Genomic DNA, 18,310 nt, shown 5'->3' on the forward strand with positions numbered 1-18,310 from the left:
ACGGCGGTCGACGATACCGCAGTCGACGAGCTCGCGGTCGACGGTGTCGCGGTCGTCGACCGGCGTTCGTCGTGTGTGTCGCCGCGAGGGGTCGTCGCACTCCGGCCTCGGCCCTCGCGTCGCGAACTGTCAGTGCATGTCGAGCGTGGCCGCGGCTCTCCATTTGAACGTTCGGTCGGAGAGCGAGAGAGAGAGAAGTGAGCGTGTCGGCGGCGAGCGTCAGAGGATGCTCCAGGCGGAGGCGGCGCGGCCGTACCCGGCGACGTCCGCGATCCAGCGTGCGGCGATCGCCTTCTTCAGGTTCTTCGCGGGGAACCCGCCGAAGGTCGTGACGGGCGCGCTCACGCCGAACGCCTTGACGTCGTGCGCGACGGCCTTGTCGCCGACGCTGATGACGGTCCCCTTGTCCTCGTGCACCCACGACGTCAGGCGGCGGCCTTCGATGGCGCGAACGACGTTCTCGGCGGCGACGTCCGCGGCACCCCACGCGGCCTGCGCGGTCGGCGGCGCCGGGTCCTCGCCGGGCTGCTCGATGAGCGCGGAGTCGCCGACGGCGAACACGCGCTCGTCGGTCGTCTGGAAGTCCTGGCCGGTCTGGAACCGGTTGTGTTCCTTGTCGACCTCGGTCTCGTCGAGCGCGTCCCGGCCCGTGATGCCGCCAGTCCAGAGGAGGACGTCGTACTCCATCTCGGCGTCTTCGCCGATGTAGACGGTCTCCTCGTCGACCTCGCCGATGAACTCGCCGGTGAGGATGTTGATGTCGAGTGCCTCCAGGCGCTTCCGGAGCGCGCCCTGGACTTCGGGGTCGTTCCCGGGGAAGATGGAGTCCAGGCCCTCGACGAGGTGGATGTCGATGGGGGCGCGCTTCTCGTCGCGGAACTTCGCGATCTCCGCCGCGGTCTGGATGCCCGAGAGGCCGGCGCCGCCGACGATGACGTCCGCCGGGTCGCTCCGCGTCGCGTCCGCAGCGGCGTCGCTGACGGCGTCGTGGATGGCGAGCGCGTCGTCCGCGGACTTCAGCGTCAGCGAGTGCTCTTCGAGTCCTTCGATACCGAAGAACGCCGTCTGGCTGCCGAGGGCGACGAGACAGTAGTCGTACTCGATGACGTCACCGTCGTCGAGTTCGACCTCGCGCGCCTCCTCGTCGAGGCCGACGACCTCGCCGCGAACGAACTCCGTGCTGTGGTCGGCGATCTCGCGCACGGGAATCTTGATCTTCTCCGCGACCGACGGCTCCCGGATGATGCGGTGGGACTCGTGCAGAACGAGGTGATAGTCGACGTCCGCGACCCACGTGATGGAGACGTCGGGGCCGGCGCGTTTCTGGAGTTCCTTGACCGCGCCAGCGCCAGCGTAGCCGGCGCCGAGCACGGTGACGTTCGTAGCCATATCGTCTGGTCAGTAACCCTCCGGTACAAAGGTGTTGAAACGCGAGTCGTCGTGCGAGACGTTGTCACCCCGATTATGGTCGGTTCGTGTCGTCGCGGCCGGGCGACGGCTCGGTCAGTGCTCTGCTTCCTCCGCGGGCGCGACCATGTTGTCGATGCGGAGGATGATGATGTTGTTCGTGTCGTCCTTCCCGTCGACGGTCCCCTCGATGACGAGCTTCGAGAGCGGCGTCGGCCCGACCGTCACCGCGTCGCCCTCGTGGATGTCCCGGACCGACCCCTGGATGTGGATCTCGGCGCGACACAGCTCGGGGTGGTGGACCGACGACAGGTCGATCTCGTCGACGATGACGTCCTCGATGGACTCGCCTTCGTGCGTGAGCGGGACCGTCGCTGGCTCGTCCATCTGCTGTATCTCCAGGGCCTCGTAGGCGGCCGCCGTCGGCTTGTACCCGCCTTTGGGGCCGGGGACGCCCTCGACGAGCTGGAGCGCTTTCAGGGACTGCATCTGGTTGCGGATGGTGCCCGCGTTCCGGTCGACCTGCGTGGCGATGTCCTCGCCCTTGATCGCGTCTTCCTTCTCGCGGTGCAGGTTGATGAGCGCCTGCAAGATGTTCTTCTGACTCGGGGTGAGTTCGATCGACGACATAGCGTCGGGTAGGTCACGTCCGGCCTTAAAACCGTGGGGACCCCGACGCCGGCTTGCGGCCAACGCCGGTGCGCGCGGAGCGACAATCATTTGCCCGTTCGCGGTGCGCTTGGCGGTATGCAAGACAAGCGAGTCCTCGTGACTGGCGGCGGTGGGTTCATCGGGTCGAACCTCGCGAATCACCTCGCGGCGGACAACGACGTCGTTGCGCTCGACGACGGCTACCTCGGGACGCCGGAGAACCTCGACGACGACGTCGAGTACGTCGAGCAGAGCGTCCTCGACGACGACCTGCCGGTCGAGGACGTGGACGTCTGCTTCCACCTCGCGGCGCTGTCGTCGCTGAAGATGCACGAGGACTCCCGCGAGAACCTCGTCCGGGGGCTGCGCGTGAACGTCGAGGGGTTCGCGAACACCGTCGAGCAGTGCCGGCAGGCGGGGTGTGATACCGTGGTGTACGCGACGACGTCGTCGATCTACGGGAACCGCAGAGAGCCGTCGCCGGAGTCGATGCCCGTGGAGGCGAACACGGGCTACGAGGCGTCGAAGCTCGCTCGCGAGCGCTACGCGGAGTACTTCTCGAACTACCACGGGATGTCCTGTGCGGGGATGCGGTTCTTCTCGGTCTACCAGGGGTATCGTGGTGCGGAAGCGCACAAGGGCGAGTTCGCGAACATCGTCGCGCAGTTCGCTGACGACATCGCGAACGGCGAGTCGCCCGTCATCTACGGTGACGGCACGCACTCGCGGGACCTCACGCACGTCTCGGACATCGTCCGTGGCTGCGAGCTGGCGGCCGACCACGAACTCACGGGCATCTACAACCTCGGGACTGGCGAGCAGTACACCGCGAACGAGGTCGTCGACGCCCTGAACGACGTCCTCGGGACGGACGTCGAACCCGAGCACGTCGAGAACCCGATCGACGAGAGCGTGTTCGTCCAGCACACGATGGCGGACTACTCGAAGATGCAGGAGGCGACCGGCTGGGAACCCCAGGTGTCGTTCCGCGAGGGCATGGAGCGCGTCTGCGAGCCGTACCTCGAGAACTGACCGCGGGCCGAGTCATGCTGAGGGCGTCGCCGGACGGTCAGTCGTCGTCTGCGTCGGACGCGGTCGCGGCTTCGAACCGGCGTCGCTCCTTCCGTTCCTCGTAGTCCGCGACCGCCCCGCCGAGGCGGATGACGCCCGCGACGAGCAGGACTTTCGCGGCGAAGAAGAGCGCGACGCCCCAGATCATCGCCATCACGTCCGGGTCGGCGAGCGCGACGTTCCAGTACGCGAACGCGAGCACGACCGCGATGGCGAGCGTCTTGACGGCGTACTCGAGAGCGGAAACCTGCCTGAGGTCCCAGAGCGTGTTGTTGTAGTGGACGCGACCGAGGTAGACGACGGCGAGTATCCACACCGCGAGTCGGAGCGGTGCGTACTCCCAGCCGCTGTACTCGTGCGTGTGCGGCATCTACGGGACAGTTCGTGCCCACCGGCTAAAAACACGTGCCGTACTGGCTAGTCGCGTGGCACTCGATTCGTCGTGCGCCGCGTCAGTCGTCGTCGGTGGTGTCGCCGAGTCGTTTCCCGGCGACGCGGTGGCCGAGGTCGAGCGCCTCGACGTCGTCCTCGTTGAACGCTCGGCGCTTGAGGGGGTCGCGGGCGTCGTGGTACTCGACGCCGGTCTCGATGATGTACTTCCAGACGAGGACCGCGCCGGTGAGGAGCGCGACGACCGCCCAGATGACGCCCCGGAGTTGCGCCGGGATGACGAACACGTTCCAGTAGACGAACGCGAGCGTGATACCGATGGAGAGCGTCCGTACGACGACGCGGCGCGCCGTGAGCTGTTTGAGGTCGTAGAGCGTGTTGTCGTAGCCGATGCGTCCGAGGTAGATGGCGGCGAGCACCCAGACCGCGAACCGGAGCGGCGCGGACGCCAAGCCCTCGTACCGACCTGTCGTCGTCATGCCGCCACGTACCAAGGAACGTGAGTAAAAACGCCCGGTACGTCAAACGCGCGTTTTCGTAACGCGACCGTCACGAGTCGGAGCCGGCTGGTGGGAACGAAGGGTTTGATACGGGGACCGTGAGTACCGCCGCGTATGACCGAACAAGCCCGAATCATCGGCGCACCGATAGACTACGGCGCGAACCGACGTGGGGTCGACATGGGGCCGTCCGCCGTCCGGTACGCTGGGCTGGCGGAGCAACTGGAGGACGCTGGCGTCGCCTGTTCCGACTTCGGGGACGTGACCGCCCCGCCGGCGGAGACCCAGGACGCGGACAAGCGCGTGCCCGAGGAGGGGAACGCGAAGTTCGTCGAGGAGATCGAGGCCGTCAGTCACCAGCTCGCCGAGGAGGTCGAGGCGACCATCGCCGAGGGGGCGACGCCGCTGGTCGTCGGCGGCGACCACTCCGTCGCCATCGGGTCGCTGCGGGGTGCAGCGGCGGACGCCGACATCGGGACGGTGTGGTTCGACGCGCACGCGGACCTGAACGCGCCGTCGACGTCCCCGAGCGGGAACGTCCACGGGATGCCGCTCGCCGCGGCGCTCGGGCACCGCGACTTCGCGGGCGTCGACTGGGCGACCGCCCCGCGCCTGAACCCGGAGAACGTCGTCTGGGTCGGGTTGCGGAGCGTCGACGACCAGGAGGCCGCGGACGTCCGCGATTCGGCGGGGACGGCGTTCACGATGAGCGACATCGACGAGCACGGCATCGACGAGATAACCGAGCGCGCGATGCAGATAGCGAGCGACGGCGTCGACGGCGTCCACGTCAGTCTCGACCTGGACTGGCTCGACCCGAACGAGGCGCCGGGCGTCGGGACGCCCGTCCGCGGCGGCGTCACCTACCGCGAGGCGCATCGCGCGATGGAGATCGTCGCCGAGCACGACCGCGAGCACGATTCGCTCCGGTCGATGGAAGCGGTCGAGGTCAACCCCATCCTCGACGAGCACAACGAGACCGCGCATCTCGCGACCGAACTCGCTGCGAGCGCGCTCGGGAAGCGCATCCTCGGGCGGGACTGACGAAGACCCGGGGCGTGTGCCGTCGCCGTCGAGTACCTGCGACCACGACCCACCCGAACCTATTTTGAGCGACGGGATGAGGCCGGTAGTATGCTCGAGGGTATCCTCCAGCTCGACGGCATCGACCTCCTGCCGCTGCTGTTCTTGAGCGTCTTCGTGCTCGTCGCTCTGGGATTGGTCACGTACGGCGTCGCGAACCTCCGGACGTACGCGCAGTTGAAGTCGATGACGCCGACCGACGCGCACGCGGTCGGTTCGGGGCTCGTCGAGGTCGAGGGCGAGGCCGCGGCGGCGATGCAGACGCTCGAAGCGCCGTTCTCCGGCGAGGAGTGTGTCGCCTACGAGTTCGAGGTCGAGCGCTACCGCTACGACGACGACGGCTCGAACTGGGATACGAAGGCCAGTGGGACGCGGTCAGTGCCGTTCCACATCCAGGACGAGACCGGGACCGTCGGCGTGAAACCGACCGAGTCGGGGCTCTCCGTGGAGCGGAACTATCGAACCGTCGTCGAGAGCGACGAGCGGCCGCCCGAGCGCATCCAGGCGTTCCTCGACGGCGAGGACCACCTCGACCACGACACCGCGACGTTCGACGTGGCGGGCATCTCCATCGGTGGGGACAAGCACCGGTTCACCGAGCGCCGCCTCGACCCCGGCGAGAGCGCGTACGCGGCGGGACGCGCAGAGCCGACGACCGCGGTCGACGGCGAGTCACCGACGGTCGTCGACGCGAACCGCGGCGGCCGCCTGAGCAGTCTGGTCGGTGACCCGTTCGTGGTCGCGGACACCGGCGAGGACGAGGCCGAGTGGCGCCATCTCAAGCTCGGAGTCGGGATGATGCTGTTCGGTGCGCTCTTCGGCGCGATTCCGGTCTACGTCCTCTCGCAGGCTCTCGCGTGAGGACGCCGGGGCGCTACCCGAACCCTTCGAACTGCGTGCGGTCGTCGGGGACGCCGATGGCGCGGGTCGCGGCGACGAGTTGCTCGACCATCGCACTGATACCGCAGGCGTACACGTCGACGTGCCCGGGGTCGATGCGCGCGTCGACGTCCAGCGCGGGGTCCGCGGTCGCGAACGCTCGAAGGCCCTCGGGGAGCGCGGTCGCGTCCACCGCGTCTTCGGCGACGTACTTCAGGAGGACGCGCTGGACGTACTCGGTCTCCCCGTCCCACTCGCCGAGGTGGCGTTCGCGCGTGAGCGTCGGCACGAAGTGGAAGCGCTCGTGCTCGCGGTCGAGGGCGCGGAACGCGTCGCGGTACGCGAGGTCGTCCTCGTAGGCGGCGCCGAGGAACAGCCAGACGTCGCGCTCGTGACCGTCGACGACGTGCCGCCCCGTCTCGTAGAGGTAGTCCAGCATCGACTTGAACGGCGCGACGCCAGTGCCGGTGGCGAGGAACGCGAGGTCGCGGTCGCTCGGGTCGTCGAGCACCATCTCGCCGTTCGGCCCCCTGATGGTGACCTCGTCGCCCTCCTCGAGGTACTGGAAGACGTCGCTCGTGAGCGTCCCGCCGGGGACGCGCCGGATGCAGAACTCGAGTTCGTCGGCGGTCGGCGAGCTCGCGATGGAGTACGGGCGCGGATGGCCGTCGAACGTCACGGTCGCGTACTGGCCGGGCGCGAAGTCGAAGTCGACGTCGTCCTCGAGGCGGACGCGAACCCGCAACAGCGACGGGTACGGGCGCTCGTGGCGCGCGACGAGGTCGCCGAGTGCGTCCAGGTCCGTCGCCGGGAAGTCGGCGTCGGCGGCCCGGGATTCGACCGCATCCCAGTCCACGTCGCTCCCCTGCAGGCCCTCCCCGTCGTCGCGCGTCGCGCCCCTATACCAGTCGCCGACGCCGTTCCGTTCGAACAGCGCCGCCAGCGCGTCCTCGACCGCCTCCGTCCGGTTCTCGTCCATCGCTTCCACCTCGGTCACCACCGCCGACTCCGTCACGAGCGGCAGCGCCTCCGCCGCCTCGTGATGCCCGAGATGCTCGGGAACGTCCATGCAGCGCCGTACTCGCGTCGCGGGCATAAGCCAAACGGGGGCGACCGCGTCCCCTCGCCGCCGGCCACCCCAAGACAGATATCGGGGGTGGACGAACGGCGCGACGATGCAGCGACGACAGGTCCTCGCGCTCGCCGCCACGGTCCCGCTCGCCGGCTGCGGTGGGATGCCCCAGGACGCCCTCGTGAACGCTGAACCGGTTTCCTCGGCACCTGCTCCGACCGACGTCGCGTACGCGGACCTCCCACCCGCCGAACAACGCATCGTCGAGACCGCGATCCGCGAACCGTACTACCACACGTGTCCCGAGATTCCGGACACCGTGTACGACTTCGCGAACCGTCTGAAGAGCCAGGAGCCATACCTCGAGTACGACGACACCAGGTACGGACTCTGCGTGACCGTCACCGACCAGGGATACGCGTCCACCGCATACTGCCCCGTCGACACGCCGGACTGCGGCGGGTTCTGACGACGTTCGTCCGCACCTCGAAGAAAGAGACCGGTCGTTCAGCCGGGGCGGTACGCCGTCTCGACGTTGTCAGTCGTCGGAGTCGACGGCGTCGGCCGCGCCGGTCGCGGCGGGGAGGACGTCGACGCTCGCGACGTTGTCGCCGTCGTCGAGGTCCATGATGGTGACGCCCATCGTGTTCCGGCCGACGAGACTGACGTCGCTCGCGTGCGTGACCATGATCTGGCCCTGGTCGCTCATGACGACGAGGTCGTCGTCGTCGTCGACGGCCTTCACGCTCGTCACGCGACCGTTCCGGTCGTTCGTCTTGATGTCGATGAGGCCCTTCCCGTACCGGCCCTGCTGGCGGTAGTTCGCGAGGCGCGTGCGCTTCCCGTAGCCGTTCTCGGTGACGGTGAGGAGGCTCTTGTCGTCCTCGTGGTCGGTCGCGACGAGTCCAGCGACCCGGTCGTCGTCCGCGAGGTCGATGCCGCGGACGCCACGGGCGTTCCGGCCCATCGTCCGCACCTCCTGCTCGTCGAACCGGATCGTCATCCCGCCCTCGGTCGCGATGACGAGGTCCTTCGAGCCGTCCGTGACCTCCACGTCGACGAGCGCGTCGTCCTCGTCGAGGTCCGCGGCGATGATACCCGTCGAGAGGATGTTCGAGAAGTCCTCGCCCGTCGTGCGCTTGCAGTACCCGTTCCGCGTGACCATCGTCACGCACTCGTCGTCCTCGAACTCGTCCGTCGTCACGACCGCCGTGATCTCCTCGCCGTCGTCGAGCTTCAGGAGGTTCACCGCCGACTTCCCGCGCGCGGTACGGGAGACCTCCGGGATCTCGTAGGTCTTCAACCGATAGACCTGGCCGTGGTTCGTGAACGCGAGCACGTAGTCGTGCGTGTTCGCCCGGAAGACCTTCGACACGCGGTCGCCCTCCTTGACATCCGCGCCGATGATGCCCTTCCCGCCGCGGTTCTGGGCGTCGAACTGGTCGACGGGCATCCGCTTGACGTAGTCGTCCTCCGTGACGACCACGACGACCTCCTCCTCCGGGATGAGGTCCTCGTGCGTGACCGTGCCCGTGTCCTCGACGAAGCTCGTCTGCCGGTCGTCGTCGTACTCGTCCTTGACCTCGCGGAGCTCGTCCTTGATGACCTCGAGGAGCTTCTCCTCGCTCCCGAGAACGGATTCGAGGTACTCGATGGTCTCCATCACGCCCTCGTACTCGTCCTCGATCTCGGCGCGCTCCATCGACGTGAGCGACCCGAGTTGCATCCGGACGATGTGCTCGGCCTGCGCTTCGCTGAAGTCGTACGCCTCGCGGAGGTTCGCCTTCGCGCTGTCGCGGTCCTCGCTGTTCTGGATGCGGTCGACGACGTCGTCGACGTTCTCCAGGGCCTTCAGGCGGCCTTCGAGGATGTGCGCGCGGTCCTCGGCCTCGTCGAGCTCGAACTGCGAGCGTCGCGTCACGACCTCCTTGCGGTGCTCGACGTAGTGCTCCAGGGTCTCCTTGAGCGTCAAGACCTGCGGTTGCCCGTCGACGAGCGCGAGGTTGATGACGCCGAACGTCTTCTCGAGGTGATGCTCGAGGAGCTTGTTCTCGACGACGTCCGCGTTCGCGCCACGCTTCAGTTCGATGACGACCCGGACGCCGTTCCGGTCGGACTCGTCGCGGAGGTCCGTGATGCCCTCCAGCTTCCCGTCGTTGACGTCGTTCGCGATGCGCTCGACCATCCGCGCCTTGTTCTCCTGGAACGGCAACTCGGTGACGACGATGCGCTCCCGGCCGTTCTGCCACTCCTCGACCTCGTACTCCGCGCGAACGCGCAGTCGACCGCGACCGGTCGCGTACGCCTTCCGGACCGCGTTCTTCCCGACGATGTTCGCACCGGTCGGGAAGTCCGGGCCCTTCACGTGCTCCATGAGGTCCGACACGTCGGCGTCGGGGTTCTCGATGACCTCGATGGTCGCGTCGATGACCTCCCCGAGGTTGTGCGGCGGTATCTTCGTCGACATCCCGACCGCGATACCCGTACTCCCGTTCACGAGGAGGTTCGGGTACGCCGACGGCAGCACGCTCGGCTCCGTCAGGCGGTCGTCGTAGTTCGACGAGAAGTCCACGGTGTCCTTCTCGATGTCCTCGAGGAGTTCCTCGGCGATCGGCGCCATCCGCGCCTCCGTATAGCGCATCGCCGCCGCCGGGTCGCCGTCCATCGACCCGAAGTTCCCCTGGCCGTCCACCAGCGGGTACCGCATCGAGAAGTCCTGAGCCATCCCGACGAGCGTGTCGTAGATCGCCTGGTCGCCGTGCGGGTGGTAGTCCCCCATCGTCTCCCCGACGATGCTCGAACTCTTCCGGTGCGAGGAGCGACTGGAGACCCCCATCTCGTGCATCGCGTACAGGATACGGCGATGCACGGGCTTCAGGCCGTCCCGGACGTCCGGGAGCGCACGCCCCGCGATGACGCTCATCGCGTAATCGATGTAGCTCTGCTCCATCTCGTCCTCGATGCGGACGTGCTTCACGCGGTCCGCACCGATGTCGGGGCCGTCGGCTGGTTCAGAACTCATATGTCCACCCACTCCGCCTCGGTCGCGTGATCCTTGATGAACTGCTTTCGCGGCCCGACCGCGTCACCCATCAGCACCGAGAACATCTTGTCCGCCGCCGCGGCGTCCTCGATCGTGATCTGCTTGAGCACGCGGTTCTCGGGGTTCATCGTCGTCTCCCAGAGCTGCTTGGGGTTCATCTCGCCGAGGCCCTTGAACCGCTGGACCTGCGTCGGGTTCCCGTTGCACTTCTCCTCGACCACCTTCTCGCGCTCGGCCTCGGTCATCACGTCGTACGTGTTCCCGTTGTACCGGATGCGGTACAGCGGCGGTTGCGCCGCGTACACGTACCCGGCTTCGACGAGCGGCCGCATGTAGCGATAGAACAACGTCAGGAGGAGCGTGCGGATGTGCGCGCCGTCGACGTCGGCGTCGCACATGAAGATGATCTTCTCGTAGCGGACGTCGTCGGCGTCGAACTCGTCGCCGACGCCGGTGCCCAGCGCCGTGATCATGTTCCGGATCTCCTCGTTCTCGAGCACGCGGTCGAGCCGGTGCTTCTCGACGTTCAGGATCTTCCCGCCGAGCGGGAGGATCGCCTGGAACTCCGGGTTCCGGCCCTGCTTCGCGGACCCGCCCGCGGAGTCGCCCTCCACGATGAACAGCTCCGCTTCCTTCGGGTCCTTCGTCTGGCAGTCCGCGAGCTTCCCCGGGAGACTCGTCGAATCGAGCGCGCTCTTGCGTCGCGTGAGCTCCTCGGCCTTCTTCGCGGCCTTCCGCGCCTTCGCAGCCTCCACGGCCTTCCGCACGATCTGCTTCGCGCTGTCGGGGTGCTCCTCGAAGTACGTGTCGAGGTTCTCGTGCATCGCGGATTCGACGACGCCACGGACCTCGCCGTTCCCGAGCTTCGTCTTCGTCTGCCCCTCGAACTGCGGGTCGGGGTGCTTGATGGAGATGACCGCCGTGAGCCCCTCGCGGATGTCGTCGCCCTTGAGGTTCTCGTCGAGGTCCTTCAGCATCCCCTGGTCGGTCGCGTAGTCGTTCACGACCCGAGTCAGTGCCGTCTTGAATCCCGTCAGGTGCGTCCCGCCCTCGCGCGTGTTGATGTTGTTCGCGAACGCGTGGATGGAACCCTGGAGTTCGTCGGTCGCCTGCATCGCGACCTCGACCTGGACGACGCCGTCGTCGATACGTTCCTCGTCGTCGAAGTAGATGACGTCCTCGTGGAGTGGCGTCTTCGTCTCGTTGAGGTACTCGACGAACTCGCGGATACCGCCCTCATACTCGAAGGACTGGTACTTCTCGTCGCGCTCGTCGTCGAGGGTGATGGCGACGCCGGAGTTCAGGAACGCGAGCTCGCGGAGGCGGTTCGCGAGCGTGGAGAACTTGTACTCGGTCTCGTCGAAGATGTCGGTGTCCGGCCAGAACTGGATGCTCGTCCCGTTCTCCTCGCCCTCGCGCATGTCGCGGACGCGCTCCATGTCGCCCTGCGGTTCACCGCGCTCGAACGCGTGCGTCCAGACGGCGCCCTCGCGCTTGACCTCGACCTCGAGGCGTTCGGCGAGCGCGTTCACGACGCTCACGCCGACGCCGTGCAGGCCACCCGAGACCTGGTAGGACTTGTTGTCGAACTTCCCACCCGCGTGGAGGACGGTCATGATGACCTCCAGCGCCGGCCGGTCGTACTCTTCGTGGGTGTCCACGGGGATGCCACGGCCGTCGTCGCTGACGGTCACGGACCCGTCCTCGTGGATGCTCACGTCGATGGAGTCGCAGTAGCCCGCCAGGGCCTCGTCGATGGAGTTGTCCACCACCTCGTACACCAGGTGGTGTAGCCCCCGAGAATCTGTAGAACCGATGTACATCGCCGGACGCTTGCGGACGGCCTCCAGGCCCTCGAGGACCTGGATCTGTCCGGCGCTGTAGTCACTTTCTTCGGACATGTAATACCTGGTCTGGCATAGACGATACCTACTGATAAAGGTACCGTGTGCGCGCTCGCCCACGCGCGTGAACGACCCTGGAAAGCGTGCGCAGGGGGTCGATTGCTGAAGGTGCTCGCCGTTGGCGATTCGGCGTCGAGGAGTCCGCCGGTTGGACGTCGATTCACCCCGCCCAGAGAGTATCAGTTCTCGTAGAGTTGTGCCGGGTGCCCCACCGGGCTCGCAGACGGCCCGCGGAGCCGTCCGCGTTCGGGGCGTCGAGAGGCCGACCCATCCTGAACGCACGCGAGCGAGACGTCGCGTCCCGTTGGGTGGACCCGGCCAGCGGTCGTCGGGGCGTTCGACCCACCTCCGTCCGGCGTTTCACTTTCACTCGGGTAGGGAACGGCTTTTAATCCCGCGGGAGGTATGGGGCGATACAGAATGACCTCGTTCCAGTCGACACTCGGCGAGGACGAGGGGATGGCCGCCGAACTGGCGGAGAACCAGCGCGCCATCTCCATCGCCGAGTTCTTCGAGAAGAACAAGCAGATGCTCGGGTTCAACTCGGGCGCCCGAGCGCTCGTCACCGCGGTCAAGGAGGCGGTCGACAACGCGCTCGACGCGACCGAGGAAGCCGGGCACCTCCCGGACATCTACGTCGAGATCGAGGAGGCCGGTGACTACTACAAGCTCGTCGTCGAGGACAACGGCCCCGGTATCACGAAGGAGCAGATCCCGAAGATCTTCGGGAAGCTCCTGTACGGGAGTCGCTTCCACGCTCGCGAACAGAGCCGCGGGCAGCAGGGTATCGGTATCTCCGCCGCCGTACTCTACTCGCAGTTGACGTCGGGGAAGCCGGCGAAGGTGACGAGTCGCACGCAGGGTAGCGAGACCGCGCAGTACTTCGAGCTCGTCATCGACACGGACACGAACGAGCCGGAGATCCGCGACGAGTCCGAGACGTCCTGGGACCGCCCGCACGGGACGCGCATCGAGCTGGAGATGGAGGGGAACATGCGCGCTCGCCAGCAGCTCCACGATTACGTGAAGCACACGGCGGTCGTGAACCCCCACGCCAGGCTGGAGCTCAAGGAGCCCCAGGAGCACTTCAAGTTCGAGCGGGCGACCGACGAGCTCCCCGAGGAGACCGAGGAAATCAAGCCGCATCCCCACGGCGTGGAGCTGGGGAACGTCCTGAAGATGCTTTCCGCGACGAACTCCCAGACCGTGTCTGGGTTCCTGCAGACGGAGTTCACGCGCGTCGGGAAGAAGACCGCCGAGAAGGTCATCGACGCGTTCCGCGACCGGCACTTCGGGCGGGAGATGGCGTGGACGCCGCCAGCGAGTCACGAGGACGGCGACGTGGCGCGTGCGGTGTCGACGGCGGTGTCGAACAAGGGCGCGGACGCGACGACGGCGTTCGCGGACGCGGTCGCCGACCGCGTCCAGGAGCTGGACCGGGTCGCGCACCAGCACGTCGGCCGGTTCGTCGACGAGGAAGCCGAGCGCGTCGAGGAGGAGTACGGGAAGACGTTCGGGGGGACCGTCCGTGAGAACGCCGTGGAGGCGGCGTGGCGCGCCATCACCGGCTTCGACCCGGACGAGCCCGACCAGTCGGCGAGCGAGCACCTGATAGCGGACGCGTACGCGCTGGCCGACGAGGCGACCTCGAAGCGCAAGGACGACGAGACCGTTCGCGCGTTCGCGGAGCGACTCGCCGAGAAGTTCGTGCCGGACCCGGCGGACGCCGACGCGTGGCGTGGTCGATTCACGCGCGACGAGGTTCGCGAGTTCGTCGACCGGTCCGCGGACATGACCGAGGAGCGCGAGGACGCGACGTTCGGCGACACCGCTCGCGAGAACGTCACGACCGCGTTCTGGCGCGTGATGCGAACGGTGCCGGACGACGCGCCGCTCGTGAGCGACCTCGTCGGCGACCGCGACGCCGTCAGTCGCCTCGTGCACGGGATGCGGGAGACGGACATCATCGCGCCGCCGACGTCGTGTCTGTCGCCCATCAGCGCGGAGAAGGTCGAAGCGGGCCTGCGGAAGGAGTACGACGCGGAGTTCTACGCGTCCTCGTCGCGTGACGCGGACGTGCACGCCGGGGACCCGTTCATCGCGGAGGCCGGCATCGCGTACGGTGGCGACATCGAAGCCGAGGGGCAGGCGGACCTCCTGCGGTTCGCGAACCGCGTGCCGCTCGTCTACAAGCGCGGTGGCTGCGCCATCACGCAGACCATCAAGGGCATCGGCTGGCGGAACTACAACCTCGACCAGCCCGGCGGGAGCGGCATCCCGAACGGCCCGGTCGTCATCATGGTGCACGTCGCGTCGACGAACGTGCCGTTCACGAGCGAGTCCAAGGACGCGGTCGCGAGCGTCGAAGCCATCGAGGACGAGATCGAGCTCGCGGTCCGCGAGGCCGCTCGCGAACTGAAGTCGTACCTGAAGAAACAGCAGTCGATGCGGAAGCGCCAGAAGAAGCAGAACGTCCTCGCGGACATCCTCCCGGTGATGTCGAAGAAGGTCGCGGACGTGACGGGCCGACCGGACCCGGACATCGGTGACGCGCTGGCGCGCATCATGAACAACGTCCTCGTGGAGCGCGAGGTGAGCGAGGGCGACGGCGAGCAGACGGTGACGGTGGTGGTCGAGAATCACTCCGACCGGTCGGAGTCGCCGGACGTGACGGACATCGTCGACCGGGAGCCGCGCGACGTGAGCGACGGCGCGAACGTCGTCGAGATGGACGGCGAGTGGTTCGTGAAGTGGACGCCGGACGTGCCGGCGGGCGAGGAGGCCCGCCTGACGTACACGGTCGAGACGGACGCGACCCTGGACCTCTCGGTGTCGGAGATCGAGGGCCCGAAGCTGACGGTGAGTGACTGACAATGAGCGATACACAGGATTCGAACGCGGAGGCCCGCCAGAAGCTCGTGGACCTGGCGGCGGAGTTCTACGACCAGTTCGAGCGCGGCGACATCCCGGAGATGACGCTGCCGACGCGGACGAAGAGCAACATCGTCTTCGACGAGGACAAGAAGGTGTGGGTGTACGGCGACCGGACGTCGACGCGGTCGGCGAACTCGGTGCGTGGCGCCCGGAAGCTCCTGAAGGCGGCGTACACGATCGAGTTCCTCGCGCGCCAGCTCGAGGAGGACCGCTCGTCGACGCTGCGTGAACTGTACTACCTCTCGGAGTCGTGGGACAACGAGGAGGCGCAGTTCAACGGGCAGGACGAGTCGAACAAGCTCGTGGAGGACCTGGAGATCGTGAGCGACGTCAAACGGGAGGACTTCCACATGCGGCCGGAGGAGTCGGGGGCGACGCTCATCGGGCCGCTGGAGTTGCGCGAACAGACGCGTCGCGGCGAGCGCGTCATCCACTGCCAGAAGGACGTCGGCGAGGGCGGCTACCAAATCCCGAACAACCCGGATACGATCGAGTTCATCGACCACGACATCGACTTCGTGCTGTGCGTGGAGACCGGTGGGATGCGCGACCGGCTCGTGGAGAACGGGTTCGATACGGACTACAACTGTCTGGTCGTCCACCTGAAGGGCCAGCCGGCGCGGGCGACGCGCCGCATCACGAAGCGCCTGCACGACGAGCTCGGGCTGCCGGTGATGGTGTTCACTGACGGTGACCCGTGGTCGTACCGCATCTTCGGGTCGGTGTCCTATGGGTCGATCAAGTCCGCGCACCTCTCGGAGTACCTGGCGACGCCGGAGGCGCAGTTCGTGGGTATCCGCCCTGAGGACATCGTGGAGTACGACCTGCCGACGGACCCGCTCGGTGATTCGGACGTGAACGCGCTGGAGTCGGAGTTGGAGGACCCGCGGTTCCAGGACGAGTTCTGGACGGAGCAGATCGAGCTCCAGCTCGACATCGGGAAGAAGGCCGAGCAGCAGGCCCTTGCGGCGCGTGGTCTGGACTTCGTGACGGACACGTACCTCCCGGAGCGCCTCGACGAGATGGGCGTCATCTGACGCCACTCAAACACATACGTAGTATTATCTTTTCTCGCATCGTCTGACTGGCATGAAGGCCAGGTTCGTCCTCGTCGTCGCAGTGCTCGTCCTCACCGCAGGCTGCCTCACCGGCGGCGGCGGTGGCGCACCCGAAACCGACGGGAGCAGCGGCGACGGCGCAAGTGACGGCGGCGATTCGAACGACGGCGGCGATTCCAGCGACGGCGACGCCCCGGATAGCTCCGACGGCGACGCGGTCTCCGGCGAATGGGAGCCGTTCGCGTTCGATACCCCGGCGCGCTACGAGTACGCGGTGTTCATGGAGGGCGACGGCGAGGGCGCCATCGTCTGGGACGTCGAATCGGTCGACGACGGCGAGTACACCGTCACCCTCGTCTACGAGATGGGCGACGAACGCTACGAGACGACCGCCACCGGCACGAAAGACACCGTCGTCCAGCAGTTCTTCACGAACCCCGGCGGCATCGTCCTCGTGACGACGATGTCCCAGCCCGCAGTCTGGTACGAGGGCCGCGACCTCTCGACGGGCACGAAGTGGTCGTACTCCACCCCGCAAGGCTCTGCGAGCTTCGCCGTCACCGGCACCGACACCATCGCGCGCGTCGACTGCTGGACGAGCGAGATGCGCATCAACGACTCCGTGTTCCACGAAGCGTGCTTCTCGCCGGACCTCGGCCTCGCACCCTACGCCGCGTACTACGGCGAAGACGGCACCCTCGAAATGTCGCTCACCCTCGTCTCCTACGAAGAGGACTGAGGTCAGGAACGGCGGCCCGACGGAACGTCGGCCGCTCTCACAATCACACCAGAAACGGCGACCTCGCGGTCGCCGTATGCTCCTGCGAGCAGTCACTGCAGAAACGGCGACCTCGCGGTCGCCGTATGCTGCTTCAGTCGGTTATTCCTCGTCGAGTGCGACGCTGACCCCTCTCGATTCGAGGTCGTCGGCGAACGCTGCGGAGTCGGTCTCGAGTGCGGCGAACGTGTTGTAGTGGATGGGGACGACGACGTCGGGTGCCATGGCGTCGGCGAGGGCGGCGGCTTCGTGGCGGTCCATGGTGAAACTCCCGCCGATCGGTGGGCTGAAGACCTCGACGTCGAGCATCTCGTGGCCGTCGAGGACGTCGGTGTCGCCGGGCCAGCAGACGGTCGTGTCGTCGAGCGTGAGGAGGTATCCGCAGCCGCGGCCTTCGGGATGGTAGGGATCGCCGTTGGCGTCGACGTGCCCGTCGGGCGTGTTGTACGCGGGTATCGTGCGGAGGATGGCGTCGCCGACGGCGAAGTCCGCCTCGGCGTCCACCCACTCGACGTCGACGTCGAGGTCGCTGGGGCGGTCGTCGACGCGGTCGACGTGGTGCGTGTTCACGCCGTCGAAGACGACGAGCGTCGCGTCGTCGCCGGCGACCCGACGGATGCCGTCCGGGTCGTAGTGGTGGTCGTGCGTGACGCAGACGACGTCGCCGTCCTCGGGGCGGTACTCCCTGGCTGGCGGGTGGGCGACGCCGGGCGTGTCCGGCTCCCACTCGCCGGTGAGGACGCCGTACCGGCCAGGGTCGAAGTAGACGACGGTGTCCTCGTCGGCGTCCGCGACCCGGAGCGTCGCGTACCCGAGCCACTCGACGGTCAGGTCGTCGTGGATGACGGTCATACGTGCCCGTACTCGAGTGGCGTGGATAGGACTGACGGACGCAGTCGAGCGCGAGACGTGGTGGTGGAAGGAACCGTCGGCTCAGGCGGGCCGAGCGTCCAGTTCCGTCCAGGATATCTCGGTCGCGCCGTCGACGACCTCGACGACGTCGTCGAGGTCCGTGAACGCGGCGTCGAACGCGAGTTCGACGACCGCGCCCGCGACGTGCGCGTCAGCCACCCCATCGGGCCGCGAGTGCTTGAACGCGAACCCGACGTGGCCGTCCATCACGACCTCCAGGTCGCGCGCGTCGACGAACGCCTCGATGCGCTCGCGAACGTCGTCCTCGACGCCCGTGACGTAGTGGACGCCGTCGACGTACTCGTAGCGCGCGCTCGCCGTCTCGTGGACGACGACGCGCGAGCAGTCCGCGAGGTCCTCGCGGTCGAGATGCGCGTCGAACGCTCGCGCCAGTCGGTTCGCTGCTGCTCGATGCGGGCTACCCCCGTCGACGACGGCCGCGACCCCCCGGTCGCGTTCGTCGAGTGATTCCCCCGGAATCATTCCTCTCTGGATAGAGAACCCGGTAGCTGGCCACATTACGATTGTGGCCGTTCGGGGCGCGTTGGCACGCACCGTCACGCGCCGTTCGTCCGGGGCGCGACCCGGTTCTCGACCAACCGGTCGTCCGTCGCAGTCGCCGACGAAT

Annotated in this window: 16 protein-coding genes; 7 read left to right on the forward strand and 9 right to left on the reverse strand. The window is 67.3% G+C overall.

The features are described from left to right. Positions 1-219: 219 nt before the first annotated feature. Positions 220-1,389 carry an NAD(P)/FAD-dependent oxidoreductase gene (locus tag LI336_RS03825; protein WP_227131300.1) on the reverse strand — a complete coding sequence of 390 codons (1,170 nt, stop codon included), beginning with the start codon at positions 1,387-1,389 and terminating at the stop codon, positions 220-222. 114 nt (positions 1,390-1,503) lie between these two features. Continuing rightward, positions 1,504-2,037 carry an HTH domain-containing protein gene (locus LI336_RS03830; protein ID WP_227131301.1) on the reverse strand — a complete coding sequence of 178 codons (534 nt, stop codon included), beginning with the start codon at positions 2,035-2,037 and terminating at the stop codon, positions 1,504-1,506. A gap of 117 nt (positions 2,038-2,154) precedes the next feature. Between LI336_RS03830 and LI336_RS03835 the strand changes: the two genes are divergently transcribed. Next, on the forward strand, positions 2,155-3,090 hold the full coding sequence (locus tag LI336_RS03835) for an NAD-dependent epimerase/dehydratase family protein (protein ID WP_227131302.1): 936 nt from the start codon (positions 2,155-2,157) through the stop codon (positions 3,088-3,090). A 37-nt stretch (positions 3,091-3,127) separates the two neighbouring features. On the opposite strand, the gene LI336_RS03840 is transcribed toward LI336_RS03835, so the two are convergent. Next, positions 3,128-3,499 carry a hypothetical protein gene (locus LI336_RS03840; protein WP_227131303.1) on the reverse strand — a complete coding sequence of 124 codons (372 nt, stop codon included), beginning with the start codon at positions 3,497-3,499 and terminating at the stop codon, positions 3,128-3,130. A gap of 82 nt (positions 3,500-3,581) precedes the next feature. Beyond that, complete coding sequence (locus LI336_RS03845) at positions 3,582-3,998, reverse strand: hypothetical protein (protein WP_227131304.1); 417 nt, start codon at positions 3,996-3,998, stop codon at positions 3,582-3,584. A gap of 135 nt (positions 3,999-4,133) precedes the next feature. On the opposite strand from LI336_RS03845, the gene rocF reads away from it, so the two are divergent. Together rocF and LI336_RS03855 are read left to right on the forward strand one after the other, a co-directional pair. Continuing rightward, positions 4,134-5,063: an arginase gene (gene rocF / locus LI336_RS03850; protein ID WP_227131305.1), complete on the forward strand. Its 930-nt coding sequence runs from the start codon at positions 4,134-4,136 to the stop codon at positions 5,061-5,063. Between the two features lie 90 nt (positions 5,064-5,153). Then, positions 5,154-5,963 (forward strand): GIDE domain-containing protein, encoded by an 810-nt coding sequence (locus LI336_RS03855; protein ID WP_227131306.1) that lies wholly within the window; start codon positions 5,154-5,156, stop codon positions 5,961-5,963. 13 nt (positions 5,964-5,976) lie between these two features. Here LI336_RS03855 and LI336_RS03860 read toward each other — a convergent pair whose 3' ends face one another. Beyond that, on the reverse strand, positions 5,977-7,050 hold the full coding sequence (locus tag LI336_RS03860) for an FAD-binding oxidoreductase (RefSeq protein WP_227131307.1): 1,074 nt from the start codon (positions 7,048-7,050) through the stop codon (positions 5,977-5,979). Positions 7,051-7,156: 106 nt separating this feature from the next. On the opposite strand from LI336_RS03860, the gene LI336_RS03865 reads away from it, so the two are divergent. Next, the gene (locus tag LI336_RS03865; protein ID WP_227131308.1) at positions 7,157-7,522 is read left to right on the forward strand and encodes a DUF7979 domain-containing protein; all 366 of its coding nucleotides are present in this window, start codon (positions 7,157-7,159) and stop codon (positions 7,520-7,522) included. Between the two features lie 69 nt (positions 7,523-7,591). Here the strand turns inward: LI336_RS03865 and gyrA are convergent, their stop codons facing one another. Both gyrA and gyrB read right to left on the reverse strand, forming a co-directional pair. Continuing rightward, positions 7,592-10,075: a DNA gyrase subunit A gene (gene gyrA, locus LI336_RS03870; RefSeq protein ID WP_227131309.1), complete on the reverse strand. Its 2,484-nt coding sequence runs from the start codon at positions 10,073-10,075 to the stop codon at positions 7,592-7,594. After that, on the reverse strand, positions 10,072-11,997 hold the full coding sequence (gyrB, locus tag LI336_RS03875; protein WP_227131310.1) for a DNA topoisomerase (ATP-hydrolyzing) subunit B: 1,926 nt from the start codon (positions 11,995-11,997) through the stop codon (positions 10,072-10,074). Before gyrB ends, gyrA begins: the two co-directional genes overlap by 4 nt. Positions 11,998-12,420: 423 nt before the next feature. On the opposite strand from gyrB, the gene LI336_RS03880 reads away from it, so the two are divergent. The 3 genes from LI336_RS03880 to LI336_RS03890 are packed head-to-tail and all read left to right on the forward strand — an operon-like array spanning position 12,421 to position 16,731. Then, positions 12,421-14,871: a DNA topoisomerase VI subunit B gene (locus tag LI336_RS03880; RefSeq protein WP_227131311.1), complete on the forward strand. Its 2,451-nt coding sequence runs from the start codon at positions 12,421-12,423 to the stop codon at positions 14,869-14,871. Positions 14,872-14,873: 2 nt separating this feature from the next. Further along, complete coding sequence (locus LI336_RS03885; RefSeq protein WP_227131312.1) at positions 14,874-15,971, forward strand: DNA topoisomerase IV subunit A; 1,098 nt, start codon at positions 14,874-14,876, stop codon at positions 15,969-15,971. A 52-nt stretch (positions 15,972-16,023) separates the two neighbouring features. Next, positions 16,024-16,731 (forward strand): hypothetical protein, encoded by a 708-nt coding sequence (locus tag LI336_RS03890; RefSeq protein ID WP_227131313.1) that lies wholly within the window; start codon positions 16,024-16,026, stop codon positions 16,729-16,731. Positions 16,732-16,872: 141 nt separating this feature from the next. On the opposite strand, the gene LI336_RS03895 is transcribed toward LI336_RS03890, so the two are convergent. Further along, entirely contained in the window at positions 16,873-17,622 is a 750-nt protein-coding gene (locus LI336_RS03895; protein ID WP_227131314.1) for an MBL fold metallo-hydrolase, read from the reverse strand. A gap of 81 nt (positions 17,623-17,703) precedes the next feature. Then, positions 17,704-18,165, reverse strand: a complete 462-nt coding sequence (locus LI336_RS03900; protein ID WP_227131315.1) for a hypothetical protein — start codon at positions 18,163-18,165, stop codon at positions 17,704-17,706. Positions 18,166-18,310 lie beyond the last annotated feature (145 nt).

The sequence above is a fragment of the Halorubellus salinus genome, assembly GCF_020567525.1.
GTDB lineage: Archaea > Halobacteriota > Halobacteria > Halobacteriales > Natrialbaceae > Halorubellus > Halorubellus salinus.

Excerpts from the sequence above, each read along its gene's own strand:
- LI336_RS03855 (WP_227131306.1), top strand. The coding sequence starts at position 5,154 with ATGCTCGAGGGTATCCTCCAGCTCGACGGCATCGACCTCCTGCCGCTG.
- gyrA (WP_227131309.1), bottom strand. The coding sequence starts at position 10,075 with ATGAGTTCTGAACCAGCCGACGGCCCCGACATCGGTGCGGACCGCGTG.
- rocF (WP_227131305.1), top strand. The coding sequence starts at position 4,134 with ATGACCGAACAAGCCCGAATCATCGGCGCACCGATAGACTACGGCGCG.
- LI336_RS03860 (WP_227131307.1), bottom strand. The coding sequence starts at position 7,050 with ATGGACGTTCCCGAGCATCTCGGGCATCACGAGGCGGCGGAGGCGCTG.
- LI336_RS03840 (WP_227131303.1), bottom strand. The coding sequence starts at position 3,499 with ATGCCGCACACGCACGAGTACAGCGGCTGGGAGTACGCACCGCTCCGA.
- LI336_RS03890 (WP_227131313.1), top strand. The coding sequence starts at position 16,024 with ATGAAGGCCAGGTTCGTCCTCGTCGTCGCAGTGCTCGTCCTCACCGCA.
- LI336_RS03885 (WP_227131312.1), top strand. The coding sequence starts at position 14,874 with ATGAGCGATACACAGGATTCGAACGCGGAGGCCCGCCAGAAGCTCGTG.
- LI336_RS03865 (WP_227131308.1), top strand. The coding sequence starts at position 7,157 with ATGCAGCGACGACAGGTCCTCGCGCTCGCCGCCACGGTCCCGCTCGCC.
- LI336_RS03895 (WP_227131314.1), bottom strand. The coding sequence starts at position 17,622 with ATGACCGTCATCCACGACGACCTGACCGTCGAGTGGCTCGGGTACGCG.
- LI336_RS03825 (WP_227131300.1), bottom strand. The coding sequence starts at position 1,389 with ATGGCTACGAACGTCACCGTGCTCGGCGCCGGCTACGCTGGCGCTGGC.
- LI336_RS03830 (WP_227131301.1), bottom strand. The coding sequence starts at position 2,037 with ATGTCGTCGATCGAACTCACCCCGAGTCAGAAGAACATCTTGCAGGCG.
- LI336_RS03900 (WP_227131315.1), bottom strand. The coding sequence starts at position 18,165 with ATGATTCCGGGGGAATCACTCGACGAACGCGACCGGGGGGTCGCGGCC.
- LI336_RS03880 (WP_227131311.1), top strand. The coding sequence starts at position 12,421 with ATGACCTCGTTCCAGTCGACACTCGGCGAGGACGAGGGGATGGCCGCC.
- LI336_RS03845 (WP_227131304.1), bottom strand. The coding sequence starts at position 3,998 with ATGACGACGACAGGTCGGTACGAGGGCTTGGCGTCCGCGCCGCTCCGG.
- gyrB (WP_227131310.1), bottom strand. The coding sequence starts at position 11,997 with ATGTCCGAAGAAAGTGACTACAGCGCCGGACAGATCCAGGTCCTCGAG.
- LI336_RS03835 (WP_227131302.1), top strand. The coding sequence starts at position 2,155 with ATGCAAGACAAGCGAGTCCTCGTGACTGGCGGCGGTGGGTTCATCGGG.